Consider the following 18,940-nt stretch of genomic DNA (forward strand, 5'->3'; position numbering starts at 1 on the left):
CCAAACAGGCTGTTAAAAAGGCCGTCTGAAACCTAAAATCAGGTTTCAGACGGCCTTTATTTTATTTGCAGGTTTAGTTTTTCCGTGCGGTAACAAACTCGGCCAGTTGGCGCAGGCGCAGGGCTTTGTCGCCGAATGGCTCGATCAGGGCAACGGCTTCTGCAATCAGCGTTTCTGCGTAAGTACGCGCGGCCTGGAGGCCCATCAGTTTGACGTAGGTCGGTTTGTCGTTGTCCGAGTCTTTGCCGGCGGTTTTGCCCAAGGTGGCGGTATCGGCTTCGCAGTCCAATACATCGTCGATCACTTGGAAAGCCAGGCCCAATTTGGCGGCGTAGTGATCTAAGGTTTGGATTTGCGCCGGTGTTAAGTCTGGGCAGGAAAGTGCGCCTAAGGCCACGGCCGCGCGGATGAGCGCGCCGGTTTTGAGGCTGTGCATCTGTTCCAGTTCGGCCTGATTCATGGCTTTGCCGACATTGGCAAGGTCTATGGCTTGTCCGCCCGCCATGCCGAGGCTGCCGGATGCTTGGGCAAGTGTGGACAACATGGCAAGCTGGCGTTCGGCAGGCAGGCCTGTCGGACGGCTCAGTACATCAAAGGCTTGGGTTTGCAGCGCATCGCCGACCAAAAGGGCGGTTGCTTCATCGTATTGCACATGGCAGGTCGGTTTGCCGCGGCGCAGGCTGTCGTTGTCCATCGCCGGCATATCGTCGTGAACCAGCGAATAGACGTGCACCATTTCGATGGCCGCCATCGCCTGCTCGACGGCGTTTTGGTTTGCTTCGCCCAATTCGGACGCGGCAAGCACCAAGAGCGGGCGCAGCCGTTTGCCGCCGCCGAGGGTAACGTAACGCATGGCTTCGTGCAGCGTGTGCGGCACTTGGCTTTCAGACGGCAAGAAATGCGCCAGCAGCAATTCGGTTTGCGCTTGGGCTTTTTGCTGCCATGTTTTGAGTTCATTCGCCGGGTTCAAGATTCAACTCCTTCAGTTCGCCGGCATCCAAGACTTGCAGTTTCTGCTCGACTTCCGCCAATTTGGTTTGGCAGTATCTGACCAATTCGTTGCCTTCCTGATAGGCGGCCAAAGCGTCTTCCAGCGGCATTTCGCTGCTTTGCATGGCCTGGGTCAGGGTTTCGAGGCGGGATAAGGCTTCTTCAAAGGATTGGGGGGCGTTTTTTTTCATGGTTTGAAATGATGGCAGAAAAGGGGAATTGTAGCATTTTTAGATGATGAAGGCCGTCTGAACAGGGATGAAAACGAAATCAAAGATTTCTGTTTCTTTGTTCAGACGGCCTTTTTTTAAACAGGATAACGTTATCAGCCCGGTAAAACGGCTTTTTGATAGTTGAGCGCGATAAACTGCTTCTCGGCATCCAATTCAGTGATTTTGAACAATGCCTGCGATTTAGGCAGCGCGTCAAACGGAATACCGGTCGCGCGCGTGACCAGCGGCAGGCCTTCAATGCGGACGAGGTCTTCTTTGAGGATGGTGGCCGTCAGCTCGCTCGTGCCTTGCTGTTGCAGATAGACGAGGCTCCAGTAGGCTTCCATTTGGCGTTGGAAGTCGGCGTAGGCTGTATAGGCGGCATCAAAGTCGCGCAGCGCGGCGAAAAGCTCGGCATCGCTGTTTTGATACAGCGGCTCGGCAGTATCGTCTATCAGGCTGATCAGCTGCTTTTGGTTGATGTAGTCGGCGGCGCGGCGCAGCGGCGAGGTAAACCAGCCGTAATGCGGCACGCCCATGCCGATGTGCGGCTCGGATTTGGTGCTCATGCGCACTTTGCCTGCCGGTTGGACGCGGAAAAGGCCGGGCAGCTCGTTTTCGTCCAGCATTTGCGCCCAAGTGCTGTTGGCAAGAATCATCATCTCGCTGACCAGCGTATCGATGGGCGAACCGCGTTCGCGGCGGACGACGGATACGTTGCCTTCCTCATCCAATTCGATGCTGTAATCGTATTGCGGCGCACGGTCGGGTTCGTATTTGCCGCGCGCTTTTTGCAGGGCGATGGCGAATTGATAGAACCAAATCAGGTCTTGATGGTGGGCGAACATCATTTCGCCTGCTTCGTCCAAGCCGGTTTCGGCGTTGAAATGCGGCTCGATGGTTTGAATGCGCAGGTTTTCGGCGATGTTAACCGCTTCGATTTTGCAGGTTGGCGCGCCGACGTTGAACTCGCTGTCCACATCAAAATAAATGCTGACGGCAGGGCGGTACGCGCCCGCATCAAGGCTGAACGCGGCAATCCAGTTTTCGGGCAGCATGGTGATTTTGCCGCCGGGGAAATAAACCGTGCTTAAGCGTTCCATGATGTTTTTTTCCATTTTGTCGCCTTGTTTAATGGCAAGCGACGGCGCGGCAATGTGGATACCGACGCGTTTCATGCCGTTGCCCAAGTCGGTCAGGCTCAAGGCATCGTCCACTTCGGTGGTCGATTCGTCGTCGATGGAAAAGGCGGTAACGTCGGCCTTGGGCAGGTCGGGCATTTCAGGAAGCGGAAGGTTGGGGAAGCCTGTTCCTTTGGGGAAGTATTTGATTTCAAACCCGTCTTGCAGGTATTGGGGAATGGACGTAATGCCGCCCGTTTTTTTCGCCAATTCGTAGGCGGAGATTTTCAGCTCGTCGGTGGCTTTGGTAAAGGCTTTGTAGGTCAGCGACTGCTTGTCGGGCGCGTGCAGGATGGTTTTCAGATCCGCCGCGATTTCAGACGGCATCTCGCCGCGTTTCAAGGCTTCCGCCCAAGCGTCGATTTGCGCGTCTTGCTGTTTTTTGCGTTCGATGGCGGCAAGCGCCTGTTTTAAGGTTTCTTCGGGCGCGGCTTTGAACACGCCTTTGGCTTTTTTGTAGAAATACATCGGCGCGGCGTAAAGCGCAATCAAAGTCGCCGCCAGCTCGGTTTTGGTCGGCGCATGGCCGTAATATTCTTCGGCGATGGCTTCGGCGGTAAAATCCTCTTCGCCGCATACTTCCCACAATAAATCGGTGTCGATGTCCGCCGCCTGTGCCTGCGCGTTCTCCAAAAATGCCGCCATATCGCCGTCAAACTCGGCAAAGACATTGTTTGCCTTCACTTTGGTGCGTTTGCCGTGTTGGGTATCGACTTGGTAGGTGGCGTCGTTTTTTTGGATGATGGAGGCAACTTTGAATTGGCCGGACTCTTCGTAAAAGATATTCATTTTTTTAGGATTTTATAATTTGTAGGAAACGCGTGATTTTAGCAGATTTGCACAAGAAAGGCCGTCTGAAAAACATACTTTCAGATGGCCTGTTCAAACGGCGGATGATTAATACTGATATGCCGCCAGTTTGCGTTTGATTTCAGGCAGGGCGGCGCGTGCGGCCTGTTCGCCCAGTTGGATAGCGCGTTGTTTTTGGTCGAAGCCGCCAACCGAACCCAGCTCCAAAACCTGCGGTTTGATGACCACATTGGCTTGTCCCAATTCTTGGCGCAACGCAGTTTGACTCATTACGTTGAAGGTTTGGTCAAGATAGGAGAACATGCCTTGGCTGACGTTTTTGGCCGGACGGGCGGAAATATCGACGGCAATGATGAAGTTTGCCCCCATTTTTTTCGCCGCGCTGACCGGTACGGGCTGCGACAGGCCGCCGTCTACATATTTGCGGTTGCCGATAACGACAGGTTGAAACACGTTCGGAATCGACGCAGAAGCGCGGACGGCCTGTCCGGCATTACCTACGTTAAATACCACCGGTTTGCCGCTTTCAAAATCGGTCGCAACGGCGGCAAATTTGATGGGGAACTGCTGCATCGGGCGGTTGCCGACTTTGCGGTTGATGTAGTTTTGCAGTTTTTCGCCTTTGATAAAGCCGCTGGTGGACAAGGTCAAATCCACCAAATCGGTTTTACCCAAAATTTCCGCTTCCAATTCGAGGCGGTCGGGCGACATTCCCGAAGCGTACATACTGCCGACAATCGAGCCGGCGGATGTGCCGGTAACGATTTTGACCGGAATATTGTTTTCTTTCAAAACCTTAATAATCCCGATATGGGCAAAGCCTTTGGATGCGCCGCCGCCCAAAGCCAGCGCAACCGTGGCTTTCGGTTTGGGTGCAGTATGCGAAACCGTATTTTGACCCTGCGTAGAAGGTTTGGATTGCGGCGCGTTGCCACTCGGACAGGCAGCCAATACCAAGACGGACGAAGCGGCTAAAAACGTTTTGAATGTGGAAAAAAGTTTGTTCATGTTCAGACAGCCTTTAATATGTCGAAAGAGTTATTTTACTCCGAAATGAAGTCGAAAGGCCGTCTGAAATCAGGTTTCAGACGGCCTTTTAAATCAAGCTCAAGCCAATTCGAGCTGTTTTTCCAAGCTTTCGACCAGTTGGTCGTCCAAATTCAAAGCTTGGGACAAACGGCTCAGGAACACGATTTCCTTGCGAGACAAGTCCGCGCAGACCAATCGGGCCGCCAAATAAGTTTCGGCTGCCAAAGCCTCGTCGCTGCCGACCGAAGCGGCAATTTGCTCGATGGAGGCCGGTTGCGCATATTCCGCCTGCAACCATGCCGCCGTTTCCGCATCGCTGCCGCTTTCACGCTCGATGGCCGCGCGTTCCGCATCGTCAATCAGGCCGTCTGAAGCCGCCGCCGCAATCATTGTTTGTAAAATCACACGACTGTGGTTTTCGCCAATCAGACCGGCAGGTTGGAACGCACTTTGCGGCAATTCGTCCTGCTGGCGGTTTTGTTTCCAGTTTTGATAGCCTTTATAAGCCAGAAAACCCAAAGCGGCGACCGAGCCGGCCTTGACCAGCTTCTTCGCATTTTTCTTTTTCAACAGCATCGATGCCAAAGCACCTGTCAGCGCGCCGCCGCCGAAAGAATTGAGTGGACTGTCCGCCACCGCTTTGCCGCCTTTTTGAGCCGCACCCAAAACCTGATTGAGCAACTGACTGAAATCCATAAAAAAATCTCCTGAAAACAAATACATTGCAAATATAGGGCAGAAACACCAAAAAACCAAGCCAAAGAAAGTTAAAAGGTGCAAACAAGTTTTCAGACGGCCATAGCCGACTTTCGGTACAATCACACCATTCCAAACAATAAACCCCATCATGACCGATACCGCCCAAATCATTACCAGCTATGGCCGCCGCTATATTGTCCGCACCCCCGACGGCCAAACATATGACGCCACCACCCGCAAAAAACGCGTCGATTTCGCCTGCGGCGACCAAGTCCGCATCAGCCCCATCAACGGCGAACAAGTCGTGATCGAAGACTACCTCCCGCGCGAAAGCCTGCTCTACCGCCAAGACGCGTGGAAAACCAAACTGATTGCCGCCAACGTTACCCAACTGCTCATCGTAACCGCCGCCAGCCCCTCACCCAGCGAAGCCCTGTTGCAACGCGCCCTCCTCGCAGCCGAAGCGGCCGGCATCGACGCCGTTATCGTCCTCAATAAAGCTGACCTCCCCGAAACCGCCCAATGGCGCGAGAAACTCAAATTCTACGAAACCCTCGGCTATTTAGTGGTCGAAACCAATGCATTGGAAAACGCCGACATCCTGCGTCCCATTTTAGAAGGGCAAACCAACATCCTGCTCGGACAAAGCGGCATGGGCAAGTCCACCTTGACCAACGCCCTACTCGGCAACCAAGCCGCCCGAACCGGCGACATTTCCACCGCGCTCGACTCCGGCAAACACACCACCACCCACGCCCAACTGTACGATTTAAACGCAGAAACCCGACTCATCGATTCCCCCGGCCTGCAAGAATTCGGCCTGCACCATCTCCAAGCTGCCGATTTATTGCAATACTTCCCCGACCTGCGCCACCTTATCGGCCAATGCCGTTTCCACAACTGCACCCACCGCGCCGAACCCGGCTGCTCCGTCAAAGCCGCTGCCGAATCAGGCGAAGCCAAACCCGAGCGTATCGAGTTTCTGCAACGCGTTACCGATGAATTGTTGAGATAAAGTTTTAACAAAAATAAGTGTTTGGATAAATAAAAAGGCCGTCTGAAAATTTCAGACGGCCTTTTGTTGAAGCATAACCAAATTTACCTTTCAACCGGTATCGCTACCTTAGCGGGAAAGAGAAGGTGCTTTTCGCGGCGGATTGATCATGAGAAGCACGGCTTCTTCAATTTGTTTGTCCTCCCGATCATGGAGCTCTACCGGAAACTTCAGACGCAACACTGTAACAATAGCGCCAACTGATAAGCCTGCATCATGAAGCAACTCAATTTCTTTAAGTATCGGTGCGGAAAGGTTTAACATGGTTTCTCCTTAAGATTTGATACTTAGCCCACTTTATCCCCAGGCTGTGCGCCTGCGTCAACGTCGAGGAGCTTCAGTTTGCCCTCTGCGGTGGCGGCGGAGAGGATCATGCCTTCGGATACGCCGAATTTTGCCATTTTACGTGGGGCGAAGTTGGCGACGGCGATGACCATGCGGCCGTTCAATTCGGCAGGATTTGGGTAAGATGCGGTGATGCCGGAGAAGATGATACGTTTTTCAAAACCGAAATCGAGGTCGAATTTCAAAAGTTTGGTGCTGCCTTCGACGGCTTCGCAGTTCAATACTTTGGCGACGCGCATGTCGATTTTCATAAAGTCGTCAAAGCTGGCCTGTTCGGTGACTTTTTCGTATTTGCTCTCTTCGGCGGCAGGCGCGGCTGCGGCGGCGATGCTTTGTTTGTTGGCTTCGATTAAATCGTCCACTTGTTTTTGCTCCACTCGTTGCATTAAATGTTCGTATTTGTTGATGGCGTGTTCGCCCAAGGTTTCGCGGGTATTTGCCCAAGTGATGGCTTCCAAATTCAGGAATTTGGCGGCATTTTCGGTCACTTTCGGCAATACGGGGGCGAGGTAGGCGGTCAACATGGTAAAGGCGTTGATGAGTTCGCTGCATACTTCGTGCAGGCGTGCGTCTTGGCCTTCTTGTTTGGCCAGTTCCCAAGGTTTGTTGGCATCAACGTATTCGTTGACAATGTCTGCCAAGGCCATGATGTCGCGCAGGGCTTTGGCGTATTCGCGGCTTTCGTAGCATTCGGCAATGGCTTCGCTTTGCGCAGTCAGTTTTGCCAGTAATTCGCTGTCGGCAACATCTTTCAGACGGCCTTCAAAGCGTTTGGCAATGAAACCTGAAGCGCGGGCGGCGATGTTGACGTATTTGCCGACGAGGTCACTGTTGACGCGGCTGATAAAGTCTTGCAGGTTCAAATCGATGTCTTCGATTTTGCTGTTGAGCTTAGCGGCGATGTAGTAGCGCATCCACTCGGGGTTCAGACCTTGTTCCAGATAGGATTTGGCAGTGATGAAGGTGCCGCGCGATTTGGACATTTTTTGTCCGTCAACGGTCAGGAAGCCGTGTGCGTACACGCCGGTCGGGGCGCGGTGGCCGGAGAAATGCAGCATGGCGGGCCAGAACAGGGCGTGGAAATAGAGGATGTCTTTGCCGATGAAGTGGTACATCTCGGTTTGGCTGTCGGCTTTGAAGTATTCGTCAAAATCGATGCTGAGGCGGTCGCACAGGTTTTTAAACGACGCCATGTAGCCGACGGGTGCGTCCAGCCAGACGTAGAAGTATTTGCCCGGCGCGTCGGGGATTTCAAAACCGAAATACGGCGCGTCGCGGGAGATGTCCCAGTCGGACAGGGTGGTTTCTTCGCCTTCGCCCAGCCATTCTTTCATTTTGTTGAGGGCTTCGGGTTGCAGGTGGGGCTTGCCGTCGTGCGGATTGTTGCCGGAAGTCCATGCTTTGAGGAAGTCGACGCATTCACCCAGTTTGAAGAAGAAATGTTCGGATTCACGCAATTCGGGTTTTGCACCGGAAACGGCGGAATACGGGTTAATCAGTTCGGTCGGGGAATAGGTCGTGCCGCAGACTTCGCAGTTGTCGCCGTATTGGTCTTGGGCGTGGCATTTCGGGCATTCGCCTTTGACGAAGCGGTCGGGCAGGAACATTTGTTTTTCGGGGTCGAAAAGCTGCTCGATGACGCGGCTCTCAATCTTGCCGTTGGCTTTCAGCGCGCGGTAAATGTCTTGGGAAAACTGTTTGTTTTCAGGGGAATGGGTGCTGTAATAATTGTCGTAGCCGATGCCGAAGCCGGTAAAGTCGGCGAGGTGCTCTTCGCGTACTTTGGCAATCATGTCTTCAGGCGCAATGCCTTGTTTTTGCGCGGCAAGCATCACGGGCGTGCCGTGGGTGTCGTCGGCGCAGCAGTAGTAGCACTCGTGGCCGCGCAGTTTTTGGAAGCGTACCCAAACGTCGGTTTGGATGTGTTCGACCATGTGGCCGAGGTGGATGCTGCCGTTGGCATACGGCAGCGCGGAAGTGACAAGGATTTTGCGTGTCATGGTTTGTGCTTTTAAAAACAATGGATAAAGATGTCGGGGATTATACCGCAAAACAATAGGCAAAGGCCGTCTGAAACCCGATTGCCGGTGTTTCAGACGGCCTTTTATTTATCGGCAGCGTATGGGATTAACCGCGTACGCGTTCGATTTTTGCGCCTACGCCGCCGAGTTTTTTCTCGATGTATTCATAGCCGCGGTCGAGGTGGTAGATGCGTTCGACGATGGTTTCGCCATCTGCGACCAAGCCTGCCATGACGAGGCTGGCGGAGGCGCGCAGGTCGGTTGCCATCACGACGGCGCCGGAGAGTTTCTCTACGCCTTTGATGTAGGCGGTGTTGCCTTCGGTGGTGATGTCTGCGCCCATGCGGTTGAGTTCGGGAACGTGCATGAAGCGGTTTTCAAAAATGGTTTCCACCACGCGGCTGCTGCCTTCGGCAATGGCGTTCATGGCCATAAACTGCGCCTGCATGTCGGTTGGGAAGCCTGGGTGGACGACGGTACGGATGTCCACGGCTTTGGGGCGTTGTTGCATGTCGATGGAAATCCAGTTGTCGCCTGCTTCGATGATGGCGCCGGCTTCTGTCAGTTTGTCCAATACGACTTCCATGGTTTTCGGTGCGGCATTGCGCAGGACGACTTTGCCGCCGGTCATGGCGACGGCGCAGAGGAAGGTACCGGCTTCGATACGGTCGGGAACGACGCTGTGTTCGCAGCCGTGCAGCTCTTTTACGCCTTCGATGGTCATGGTTGCTGTACCGATGCCGCTGATTTTTGCGCCCATTTTAACGAGGCATTCGGCCAAATCGACGACTTCGGGCTCGATGGCGCAGTTTTCGAGGATGGTGGTGCCTTCGGCGAGCGTGGCCGCCATCAGCAGGTTTTCGGTACCGCCTACGGTCACGACGTCCATGGTGACGCGCGTGCCTTTCAGACGGCCTTTGGCTTTGACGTAACCGTGTTCGATGGTGATTTCCGCCCCCATGGTTTCGAGGCCTTTGAGGTGTTGGTCAACCGGGCGCGAACCGATGGCGCAGCCGCCGGGCAGGCTGACTTGGGCTTCGCCGAAGCGGGCGAGGGTCGGGCCCAAAACCAAGATGGATGCGCGCATGGTTTTTACCAGCTCATAAGGTGCGCAGGTGTTGTTGACGGTGCCACCGTTGATTTCAAATTCGGAGATGTTGTCGGTCAAAACGCGTGCGCCCATGCCTTGCAGCAGTTTTTGGGTGGTTTTGACGTCGGCGAGCATGGGTACGTTTTTCAAGCGTAAAGTGCCGGAAGTCAGCAGACCGGCACACATCAGCGGCAGGGCGGCGTTTTTTGCGCCGGATACGATGATTTCGCCGTTGAGGGGGCCGTTGGCAGAGATTTTGAGTTTGTCCACAGGATGTCTTTCGTTATTTGTCTGCACGGTTTATGCCGCACAAATGAAATGAGATGATAATAAACCATCAATTATAAGGGATTATGACCTTGCTGTTAGATTTGGCAGTATTAAATTTTCACAAGGTTTGTTTAAGTTGCGAAAGGATAAGATTTCAGGCCGTCTGAATGGTTCAGACGGCCTGTTTGCCAAGGCTTATTTTTTGGCTTTGAAGCCCAAAAGGTGTTGCGTAGTGGCCAACCATGCGCCGAATACGCCCAGCGCGATGACGAAGCCGAATACCAGCGACACTTCGCTAAATGTGAAGAAACGCCAGCCGATGTTCAGGCCGTAGGGTTTGAAAATCGCGTCCACCAGCGGCCGTACTTCGGCCAGCAGCCAGGCCGACAAGCCCAAGCTGACGGCGGCGGAGAAAATACTCTGCCACATTGCCTGATAAAGGAAAGGACGGCGGATGAAGGAAGCGGGCGCACCCAACAGCTTGGTGATTTCCAACTCTTCCTTACGGCTGAGGATTTGCAGGCGGATGGTGTTGTGTGCCACCAAGACAAAGGCCATACCCAAAGTCAGCGAGAGGAACCACAAAATCTTGCGGATAAATTCGTTAATACGATAAAGGGTCTGTACCCATTCGGTATCCATGGTTGCCGATTCGACGCGCGGCAGTTTGGTAATGTCTTTATAGATGGCCTGCATCTGATCCGGAGAAGTGGCAGGGTCGGGCGTAACGATAAAGACGTCGGGCAACGGGTTGCCATCGAGCATGGAAACGAGGTTTTGGTCGAGATTGGTCTGCAATTCTTCCAAACCTTCCTGCTTGCTGATAAAGCGGACTTTATCGATACGGCTGTCGCGTTGGAGCAGGTTTTTCACCGTATCGGCATCAGAACCTGCCGCATCGGTGTCCATATAAACCGTAATTTGCGGCGATTCGTTGAGTTTGCCCAATACGCTTTGTCCGCTTTGGATGCCCAAATACATAAACAGCGGCAAGGTCATGGCAACGGCAAGCATGAGCAGGGTCAGCAGCGTGCCGATGGGTTGGCGCAAAAGCTCTTTGAGCGCGGCGCGTGCCGATTCGACGTGTAACGAGATGTAATGAATCATGCTCATGCGAGGCGTCCTTTCTGCAGGCGCAAGACGCGGTGGCCGTAATCCGCCATCAGCGTTTCATCGTGCGCCGCAACAATCACGGTTGTGCCTGCTTCATGGAAGGTTTTGAACAATTCCATAATATCCAGCGCATAGGCGCGGTCGAGGCTGGCGGACGGCTCGTCGGCAATCAGCAGGCTGGGTTGGTGAACCACTGCGCGCGCGATGCACAAGCGCTGTTGTTCGCCGCCGGACAAAGTGATGGGCATATCGTTTTCGCGGCCTTTTAAGCCGATCTTCTCAATCGCAATACGCGCGCGCTCTTCCGCTTTGCGCGGCTGATAACCGCTAATCCGCAAAGGCAGGATAACGTTTTGTAAGACATTGCGATCGTAGAGGATTTTGTGGTCTTGGAAGACAATGCCGATGTGTTGGCGCATAAAGCCGATCTGATTGTCGCTCAAGGTGCCGAGGTCTTGATTGTTGAACCAAACCTTGCCTTTGGTAGGCTTGGTAATGCCTGAAATCAGCTTCAAAATGGTGGATTTGCCCGAGCCCGAGTGGCCGGCGATAAAAATCATCTCACCTTTGTTAATCTGGAAACTGACATTTTTCAGGGCTTCGAAACCGCCGGGATAGGTTTTGGAAACTTGTTCGAAACGGATCATGGGTTTTCCTGAAAATAGGGATTCAGACGACCGGCGTCATCGATAGGACAACATGCCGTCTGAAAAAATGGGGATATTCACAGATTATAAATATTTCGGCTGCTTTTTGATAGTGAAACTCCGGTTCTGCCGGCGGAGACACTGCCGGTTTGCAACACAAAGCAATATGGTTTGAAAAAAGGCCGTCTGAACGATTGGGTTTCAGACGGCCTTTTGAGTTTCTCTGCGTATTCCCCCAAAAGTAGGAATACAAACAAAGATAAGCAATGTTTCTAATTGAATCCCTATTAAAAATAAGCAACAATACCCAGAATAATTTCGTGATATTAAGTGGGAATAAATATGGATCATTCAGTTCATAACAAGCTGGTTTCTTTTATCTGGAGCATTGCAGACGATTGTTTGCGCGATGTCTATGTACGCGGTAAATATCGTGATGTGATTTTGCCAATGTTTGTACTTCGTCGTTTGGATACTTTACTTGAGCCAAGCAAAGAAGCGGTATTGGAAGAAGTACGCTTTCAAAAAGAAGAATTGGCATTCACCGAATTGGATGACCTTCCCCTTAAAAAAATTACCGGCCATGTTTTTTATAACACCTCAAAATGGACATTAAAATCCCTCTATCAAACCGCCAGCAATACGCCGCAGTATATGCTGGCCAATTTTGAAGAATATCTTGATGGTTTTAGTGCCAACGTGCAGGAAATTATCAACTGCTTCAAGCTGCGTGAACAAATCCGCCACATGTCCCATAAAAATGTTTTGCTGAGTGTGTTGGAAAAATTTGTCTCCCCTTACATCAATCTTACCCCTAAAGAGCAACAAGACCCGGATGGCAACAAATTGCCTGCTTTGAGCAATCTGGGCATGGGCTATGTATTTGAAGAACTGATCCGTAAATTTAACGAAGAAAACAACGAAGAAGCCGGCGAACACTTTACGCCACGGGAAGTGATTGAGCTGATGACGCATTTGGTCTTTGACCCGCTCAAAAACCAAATCCCGGCGATTATTACGATTTACGACCCGGCTTGCGGCAGCGGCGGTATGCTGACCGAATCACAAAACTTTATCGAACAAAAATATCCGCTGCCAGAATCGCAAGGCGAGCGTTCAATTTTCCTATTCGGTAAAGAAATCAACGACGAAACTTACGCCATCTGCAAATCCGACATGATGATTAAAGGCGACAACCCTGAAAACATCAAAGTCGGCTCCACCCTTGCCACCGACAGCTTCCAAGGCAATTACTTTGATTTCATGCTTTCCAATCCGCCATACGGCAAAAGCTGGGGCAGCGACCAAGCTTATATTAAAGACGGCAATGATGTTATCGACAGCCGCTTTAAAGTCAGCTTGCCTGATTACTGGGACAATGAAGAAACCCTCGATGCCACGCCACGCTCCAGCGACGGACAGCTGCTATTCCTAATGGAAATGGTCAGCAAAATGAAATCGCCGAATGACAACAAAATCGGCAGCCGAGTAGCCTCCGTACATAACGGCTCAAGCCTCTTTACCGGCGATGCAGGCTCGGGGGAGAGCAATATCCGTCGCCATATCATTGAGAACGATTTGCTGGAGGCCATCGTACAGCTGCCTAACAACCTGTTCTACAACACAGGCATTACCACCTACATTTGGCTGCTGTCCAACAACAAACCCGAAGCACGCAAAGGCAAAGTGCAGCTGATTGATGCCAGCCTCTTATTCCGTAAGTTGCGTAAAAATCTTGGCGACAAAAACTGCGAATTTGCGCCGGAACATATTGCCGAAATTACCCAAAACTATCTTGCTTTCAGCGCTAAAGCACGCGAAACCGACGGCCAAAATGAAGCGGTCGGCTTAGCTTCGCAGATTTTTGACAATCAAGATTTCGGCTATTACAAAGTCACCATCGAACGCCCGGATCGTCGTTCTGCACAATTTACCGCAGAAAATATTGCGTCTTTACGTTTTGACAAAGCCCTGTTTGAGCCGATGCAATATCTTTATCAGCAACATGGCGAACAAGTTTACAACGCCGAATTTTTAGCCAAAACCGAGCCAGAAATCAGCGCTTGGTGTGAAGCGCAGGGCATTGCCTTAAACAATAAAAATAAGGCTAAGCTGCTGGATGTCAAAACGTGGGAAAAAGCCGCCGCACTTTTTCAGACGGCCTCAACCTTACTCGAACATTTCGGCTCAACCCAATTTGACGATTTCAACCAATTCAAACAAGCCGTGGAAGGCCGTCTGAAAGCCGAAAAAATCTCCCTTTCTGCCACAGAGAAAAAGGCCATTTTCAATGCCGTAAGCTGGTACAACGAAAATGCCGCCAAAGTGATTGCCAAAACACTCAAGCTCAAACCAAACGAATTGGACGCCCTTTGCCAACGTTACCAATGCCAAGCCGACGAGCTGGCAGACTTTGGCTATTACACCACCGGCAAAGCAGGCGAATATATCCAATATGAAACCAGCAGCGACTTGCGCGACAGCGAATCCATACCGCTTAAACAAAATATCCATGACTATTTCAAAGCCGAAGTGCAACCGCACATCAACGAAGCATGGCTGAATATGGAAAGCGTGAAAATCGGCTATGAAATCAGCTTCAATAAATACTTCTACCGCCATAAACCATTACGCAGCCTTGCAGAAGTAGCCCAAGATATTTTGGCGTTAGAAAAACAGGCTGACGGCTTGATTAGTGAGATTTTAAGGGAAATCTATGAGTGATTTAATTATTTATAACACTGATGACGGCAAAGCCAATGTTGCGTTATTAGTGATGGAAAACGAAGCGTGGCTTACACAAAGTCAGTTGGCAGAACTTTTTGACACCTCTGTACCAAATATAACCACCCACATAAAAAACATATTAAAAGACAAAGAGTTAGATGAAAATTCAGTTATTAAGGATTATTTAATAACTGCCCAAGACGGCAAAAACAACGCCAAGCAGATAGTGAAGATTTAAAAATATTAGAAAATTGGCAAAAAGAAATCAAACAGTTAAAAGATAAACGGTAGTTAAAGCTATGCACCCTATACAAGCGGTCAGATTTTAAGGATTTTTTGTAAATGAAACGATACGAGAGTTACAAGGATTCAGGTGTGGAATGGTTGGGGGAAGTTCCGAGTCATTGGGAGTTAAAACGCTTGAAACAATTATTTGTTGAAAAAAAACATAGGCAAAACCTGTCTCTTAATTGTGGAGCCATTAGTTTTGGTAAAGTTATTGAAAAAGCGGATGATAAAGTAACAGAGGCAACAAAACGTTCATATCAAGAGGTGTTAAAAGGCGAGTTTTTAATAAATCCTTTAAACTTAAATTATGACTTAATTAGTTTGAGAATTGCTTTATCAGAAATAGACGTTGTTGTAAGTGCTGGTTACATTGTTTTAAAAGAAAAACAAATAATTAATAAAAAATACTTTTCGTATTTATTACATAGATACGATGTTGCATATATGAAATTATTAGGTTCAGGTGTAAGACAAACGATTAACTATGGGCATATTTCAGACAGTATTTTGGTTATTCCCCCTATCTCCGAACAACAAAAAATCGCGCAATTCCTAGACGATAAAACGGCCAAAATCGATCAGGCGGTGGATTTGGCGGAAAAGCAGATTGCCCTGTTGAAAGAGCACAAGCAGATTCTGATTCAAAATGCCGTAACCCGTGGCTTAAACCCTGATGTGCCGTTAAAAGATTCCGGTGTGGAATGGATAGGGCAAGTACCGGAGCATTGGAGCGTAAAGAAAATCAAATATGTTACTTCTAAAATAGGTAGTGGAATTACCCCTTTAGGAGGTGGTTCAAATTATATTGATGGTGGCATACCATTATTACGCAGTCAAAATATACACTTTGATCGTATCGATTTAAATGATGTAGCAAGAATTTCTGAATTTACACATAATTCAATGAAAAATAGTAAGGTACGTAAAGGAGATGTTCTTTTAAATATTACGGGGGGATCTTTAGGACGTTGTTTTTATGTAGATTCAAATGAAGAAATGAATGTGAACCAACATGTTTGTATTATTCGTCCAAATAAAAAAATTAATACTATCTTTTTGAATATGCTATTAGCTTCAGAGATTGGACAAAAACAAATCTGGTTCTTTCAACAAGGCGGTGGGCGTGAGGGACTAAATTTTCAAGCAATCAAAAATTTTTATCTTCCGTTACCAGATTTAGAGGAACAACAAAAAATTGCTATTTACCTCGATAAACAAGCAGCCAAAATTGACCAAGCCATCGCATTAAAAACAGCCCATATTGAAAAGCTGAAAGAATATAAAAGCGTGTTGATTAACGATGTGGTAACTGGCAAGGTGCGGGTATCGGTGTGAAAAGTGCGGTCAAAAAATCCGATGGATTTTGAATATTGGCGCGACAACTTGAGCGTAATGAATAAATTTTAAAACATTCACAAAAGGGTGAAAAATGGTTTCAGGAACTAAGGAAAAAGATTTAGAAATTGCCATCGAAAAAGTCTTAACCGGCACTTGGCGTGAAAACATGGAAAACAAACTGGGCGAGCCGAAGGCGGAATACCTGCCGCGCCATCATGGTTTTGAGCTGGCATTTTCACAGGATTTTGATGCGCAGTTTGCGATGGACACGCGCCTGTTTTGGCAATTCCTGCAAACCAGCCAAGAGGCAGAACTTGCCCGTTTTAAACAGCTAAATCCAAACGATTGGCAACGTAAAATTCTAGAGCGGTTAGATCGCCAAATAAAGAAAAACGGTGTCTTGCACCTGCTGAAAAAAGGCTTGGATATTGATAGCGCCCATTTTGATTTGCTCTACCCCGTTCCGCTTGCCAGCAGCGGCGAAAAGGTCAAGCAGCGTTTTGAACAGAATCTGTTTAGCTGTATGCGCCAAGTGCCTTATTCTGCATCAAGCAATGAAACGGTGGATATGGTGCTGTTTGTCAATGGCTTGCCGATTATTACCCTTGAGCTGAAAAACCATTGGACGGGTCAGACGGCCATTGATGCCCAAAAACAATATCGCAACCGTGATTTAAGCCAAACGCTGTTTCATTTCGGGCGTTGTTTGGCGCATTTTGCCTTAGATACGGAAGAAGCTTATATGACCACCAAATTGGCGGGCCCAGCTACGTTTTTCTTGCCGTTTAATTTGGGCAACAACTGCGGTAAGGGCAATCCGCCGAATCCAAACAGACACCGCACGGCGTATTTATGGCAAGAGGTATTCAGCAAAGCCAGCCTTGCCAATATTATTCAGCATTTTATGCGTTTAGATGGTTCAACCAAAGATCCGCTGGAGAAACGCTCGCTCTTTTTCCCCCGCTATCATCAATTAGAGGTGGTGCGCCGTTTGATTGCTGATGTCAGTGAACAAGGCGTGGGCAAACGCTATCTGATTCAACACTCTGCCGGTTCGGGCAAATCTAATTCCATTACTTGGTTGGCGTATCAGTTGATTGAGGCTTATCCGCGCAATGAAAAGGCGGCAAACGGTAGAGAGGCAGACCGCCCGATTTTTGATTCGGTAATTGTCGTTACCGACCGTCGTTTGCTGGATAAGCAACTGCGCGACAATATCAAAGATTTTTCAGAAGTTAAAAATATTGTTGCGCCGGCGTTGAGTTCGGCAGAATTGCGCCAATCGCTTGAGCAGGGCAAAAAAATCATTATTACCACGATTCAGAAATTCCCGTTTATTGTGGATGGCATTGCTGACTTGGGAGACAAACAATTTGCGGTGATTATTGATGAGGCGCACAGCTCACAATCCGGTTCGGCACACGACAACATGAACCGAGCCATCGGCAAAACGGAAGACCTTGATGCCGAAGATGTGCAAGATTTGATTTTACAAGCCATGCAATCCCGCAAAATGCGCGGCAATGCGTCGTATTTTGCTTTCACCGCCACACCAAAAAACAGCACTTTGGAAAAATTTGGCGAGAAACAGGCGGATGGTAAATTTAAGCCGTTCCACCTTTATTCCATGAAACAGGCGATTGAAGAAGGCTTTATTTTGGATGTGATCGCGAATTACACCACTTATAAAAGTTTTTATGAGATCACCAAATCGATTGAAGATAATCCGGAGTTTGACAGTAAGAAGGCACAAAGCCGTCTGAAAGCTTATGTGGAGCGCTCTCAACAAACGATTGATACTAAAGCAGAGGTGATGCTGGATCATTTTATCCAGCAAATCTTTAACCGTAAAAAACTCAAAGGCAAAGCCAAGGGAATGGTGGTAACGCAAAATATTGAAACCGCCATCCGCTATTTTCAGGCGTTAAACCGATTGCTGGTTGAGCGAGGTAATCCATTTAAAATTGCGATTGCGTTTTCGGGCAGTAAAGTGGTTGATGGCGTTGAATACACTGAAGCGGAAATGAATGGGTTTGCGGAAAGTGAAACCAAAGATTATTTCGATCAAGATGAATATCGTTTGTTGGTGGTTGCCAATAAATATCTGACTGGTTTTGACCAGCCGAAATTGTGTGCGATGTATGTGGATAAGAAACTCTCCGGCGTACTTTGTGTGCAAGCTTTATCACGTTTAAATCGCAGTGCGAATAAGTTGGGTAAACGCACGGAAGATTTGTTTGTATTGGACTTTTTTAACAGCGTTGAAGATATTCAGCAAGCATTTGAGCCGTTTTATACTTCTACGTCGTTGTCGCAAGCAACCGATGTTAATGTCTTGCATGATTTGAAAGATCAGTTGGATGAAACCGGCGTGTATGAACAAGCGGAGGTCAACGACTTTACTGAAGGCTACTTTGCCAATAAAGACGCACAGCAATTAAGCAGTATCATTGATGTGGCGGTTCAACGTTTCGATCATGAGTTGGCGCTTGAGCCAACCCAAAAAGTCGATTTTAAAATCAAGGCAAAGCAGTTTTTAAAAATTTACGGGCAAATGGCCTCCATCATCAATTTTGAAAATATCGCTTGGGAGAAGCTTTATTGGTTCCTCAAATTCTTAGTACCAAAATTAAAAGTACAAGATCCGATGGATGAATTTGATGAAATTTTAGATGCTGTGGATTTAAGCTCTTACGGCTTGGCGCGCACTAAACTGAATTACAGCATTAAATTAGATGATGAAGAAACAGAGCTTGACCCACAAAATCCAAATCCACGCGGCACGCATGGTGAAGATAAAGAAAAAGATCCGATTGATGAAATTATTCGTGTATTTAACGAAAGATGGTTTCAAGATTGGAGCGCAACGCCGGATGAACAACGGGTAAAATTTATCAATATTACTGAACGCATTCGTAGCCATAAAGACTTTGAGCAGAAATATCAAAATAACCCGGATGTTCATACCCGTGAATTAGCTTTCCAAGCCATTTTGCGCGATGTGATGAGCGAACGCCATCGGGATGAACTAGAGCTATACAAACTTTTTGCGAAAGATGCCGCATTTAGAACCGCTTGGACGCAGAGTTTGCAACGAGCTTTAGCTAGGTAGAAAAAAAGGCCGTC

At 49.0% G+C, this 18,940-nt stretch carries 14 protein-coding genes and 1 pseudogene; 5 read left to right on the forward strand and 10 right to left on the reverse strand.

Annotation, left to right across the window (positions count from 1 at the left end):
• Nucleotides 1-73: 73 nt before the first annotated feature.
• The 5 genes from O3682_RS05205 to O3682_RS05225 all read right to left on the reverse strand — a co-directional run bounded on the left by O3682_RS05205 (nucleotide 74) and on the right by O3682_RS05225 (nucleotide 4,918).
• A complete protein-coding gene (locus tag O3682_RS05205) occupies nucleotides 74-970 on the reverse strand; it encodes a polyprenyl synthetase family protein (protein WP_070461522.1) in 897 nt (298 codons plus the stop codon).
• The gene (locus tag O3682_RS05210; RefSeq protein WP_003681131.1) at nucleotides 954-1,181 is read right to left on the reverse strand and encodes an exodeoxyribonuclease VII small subunit; all 228 of its coding nucleotides are present in this window, start codon (nucleotides 1,179-1,181) and stop codon (nucleotides 954-956) included. The genes O3682_RS05205 and O3682_RS05210 overlap by 17 nt, the downstream gene beginning before the upstream one ends.
• Nucleotides 1,182-1,315: 134 nt before the next feature.
• Nucleotides 1,316-3,172, reverse strand: a complete 1,857-nt coding sequence (locus O3682_RS05215) for a ribonuclease catalytic domain-containing protein (RefSeq protein WP_371508835.1) — start codon at nucleotides 3,170-3,172, stop codon at nucleotides 1,316-1,318.
• Between the two features lie 108 nt (nucleotides 3,173-3,280).
• Entirely contained in the window at nucleotides 3,281-4,201 is a 921-nt protein-coding gene (locus O3682_RS05220; protein WP_107723908.1) for a patatin-like phospholipase family protein, read from the reverse strand.
• 99 nt (nucleotides 4,202-4,300) lie between these two features.
• Entirely contained in the window at nucleotides 4,301-4,918 is a 618-nt protein-coding gene (locus tag O3682_RS05225) for a tellurite resistance TerB family protein (RefSeq protein ID WP_107868135.1), read from the reverse strand.
• Between the two features lie 151 nt (nucleotides 4,919-5,069).
• On the opposite strand from O3682_RS05225, the gene rsgA reads away from it, so the two are divergent.
• A complete protein-coding gene (gene rsgA / locus O3682_RS05230; protein WP_371508838.1) occupies nucleotides 5,070-5,936 on the forward strand; it encodes a ribosome small subunit-dependent GTPase A in 867 nt (288 codons plus the stop codon).
• A gap of 108 nt (nucleotides 5,937-6,044) precedes the next feature.
• Here the strand turns inward: rsgA and O3682_RS05235 are convergent, their stop codons facing one another.
• The 5 genes from O3682_RS05235 to ftsE all read right to left on the reverse strand — a co-directional run bounded on the left by O3682_RS05235 (nucleotide 6,045) and on the right by ftsE (nucleotide 11,461).
• A complete protein-coding gene (locus O3682_RS05235; RefSeq protein ID WP_371508841.1) occupies nucleotides 6,045-6,239 on the reverse strand; it encodes a virulence regulator in 195 nt (64 codons plus the stop codon).
• A gap of 23 nt (nucleotides 6,240-6,262) precedes the next feature.
• A complete protein-coding gene (metG, locus tag O3682_RS05240; RefSeq protein WP_371508843.1) occupies nucleotides 6,263-8,320 on the reverse strand; it encodes a methionine--tRNA ligase in 2,058 nt (685 codons plus the stop codon).
• Nucleotides 8,321-8,447: 127 nt separating this feature from the next.
• Nucleotides 8,448-9,701 (reverse strand): UDP-N-acetylglucosamine 1-carboxyvinyltransferase, encoded by a 1,254-nt coding sequence (gene murA / locus O3682_RS05245; protein ID WP_049333045.1) that lies wholly within the window; start codon nucleotides 9,699-9,701, stop codon nucleotides 8,448-8,450.
• 195 nt (nucleotides 9,702-9,896) lie between these two features.
• A complete protein-coding gene (ftsX, locus tag O3682_RS05250; protein ID WP_063076502.1) occupies nucleotides 9,897-10,814 on the reverse strand; it encodes a permease-like cell division protein FtsX in 918 nt (305 codons plus the stop codon).
• Nucleotides 10,811-11,461 carry a cell division ATP-binding protein FtsE gene (gene ftsE, locus O3682_RS05255; RefSeq protein WP_371508845.1) on the reverse strand — a complete coding sequence of 217 codons (651 nt, stop codon included), beginning with the start codon at nucleotides 11,459-11,461 and terminating at the stop codon, nucleotides 10,811-10,813. Before ftsE ends, ftsX begins: the two co-directional genes overlap by 4 nt.
• A gap of 342 nt (nucleotides 11,462-11,803) precedes the next feature.
• On the opposite strand from ftsE, the gene O3682_RS05260 reads away from it, so the two are divergent.
• From O3682_RS05260 to O3682_RS05275, 4 genes and pseudogenes are all read left to right on the forward strand, one after another.
• Entirely contained in the window at nucleotides 11,804-14,185 is a 2,382-nt protein-coding gene (locus O3682_RS05260) for a type I restriction-modification system subunit M (protein ID WP_371508847.1), read from the forward strand.
• A pseudogene (locus O3682_RS05265) lies at nucleotides 14,178-14,396 on the forward strand (virulence RhuM family protein); the annotation flags it as partial. The gene O3682_RS05260 and the pseudogene O3682_RS05265, both read left to right, overlap by 8 nt.
• Before the next feature lie 134 nt (nucleotides 14,397-14,530).
• Nucleotides 14,531-15,811: a restriction endonuclease subunit S gene (locus O3682_RS05270; RefSeq protein ID WP_371508849.1), complete on the forward strand. Its 1,281-nt coding sequence runs from the start codon at nucleotides 14,531-14,533 to the stop codon at nucleotides 15,809-15,811.
• 94 nt (nucleotides 15,812-15,905) lie between these two features.
• The gene (locus tag O3682_RS05275; RefSeq protein WP_371508851.1) at nucleotides 15,906-18,926 is read left to right on the forward strand and encodes a type I restriction endonuclease subunit R; all 3,021 of its coding nucleotides are present in this window, start codon (nucleotides 15,906-15,908) and stop codon (nucleotides 18,924-18,926) included.
• The last annotated feature ends 14 nt before the right edge of the window (nucleotides 18,927-18,940 follow it).

This window comes from Neisseria sp. 27098_8_112 (assembly GCF_041433235.1).
Lineage (GTDB): Bacteria > Pseudomonadota > Gammaproteobacteria > Burkholderiales > Neisseriaceae > Neisseria.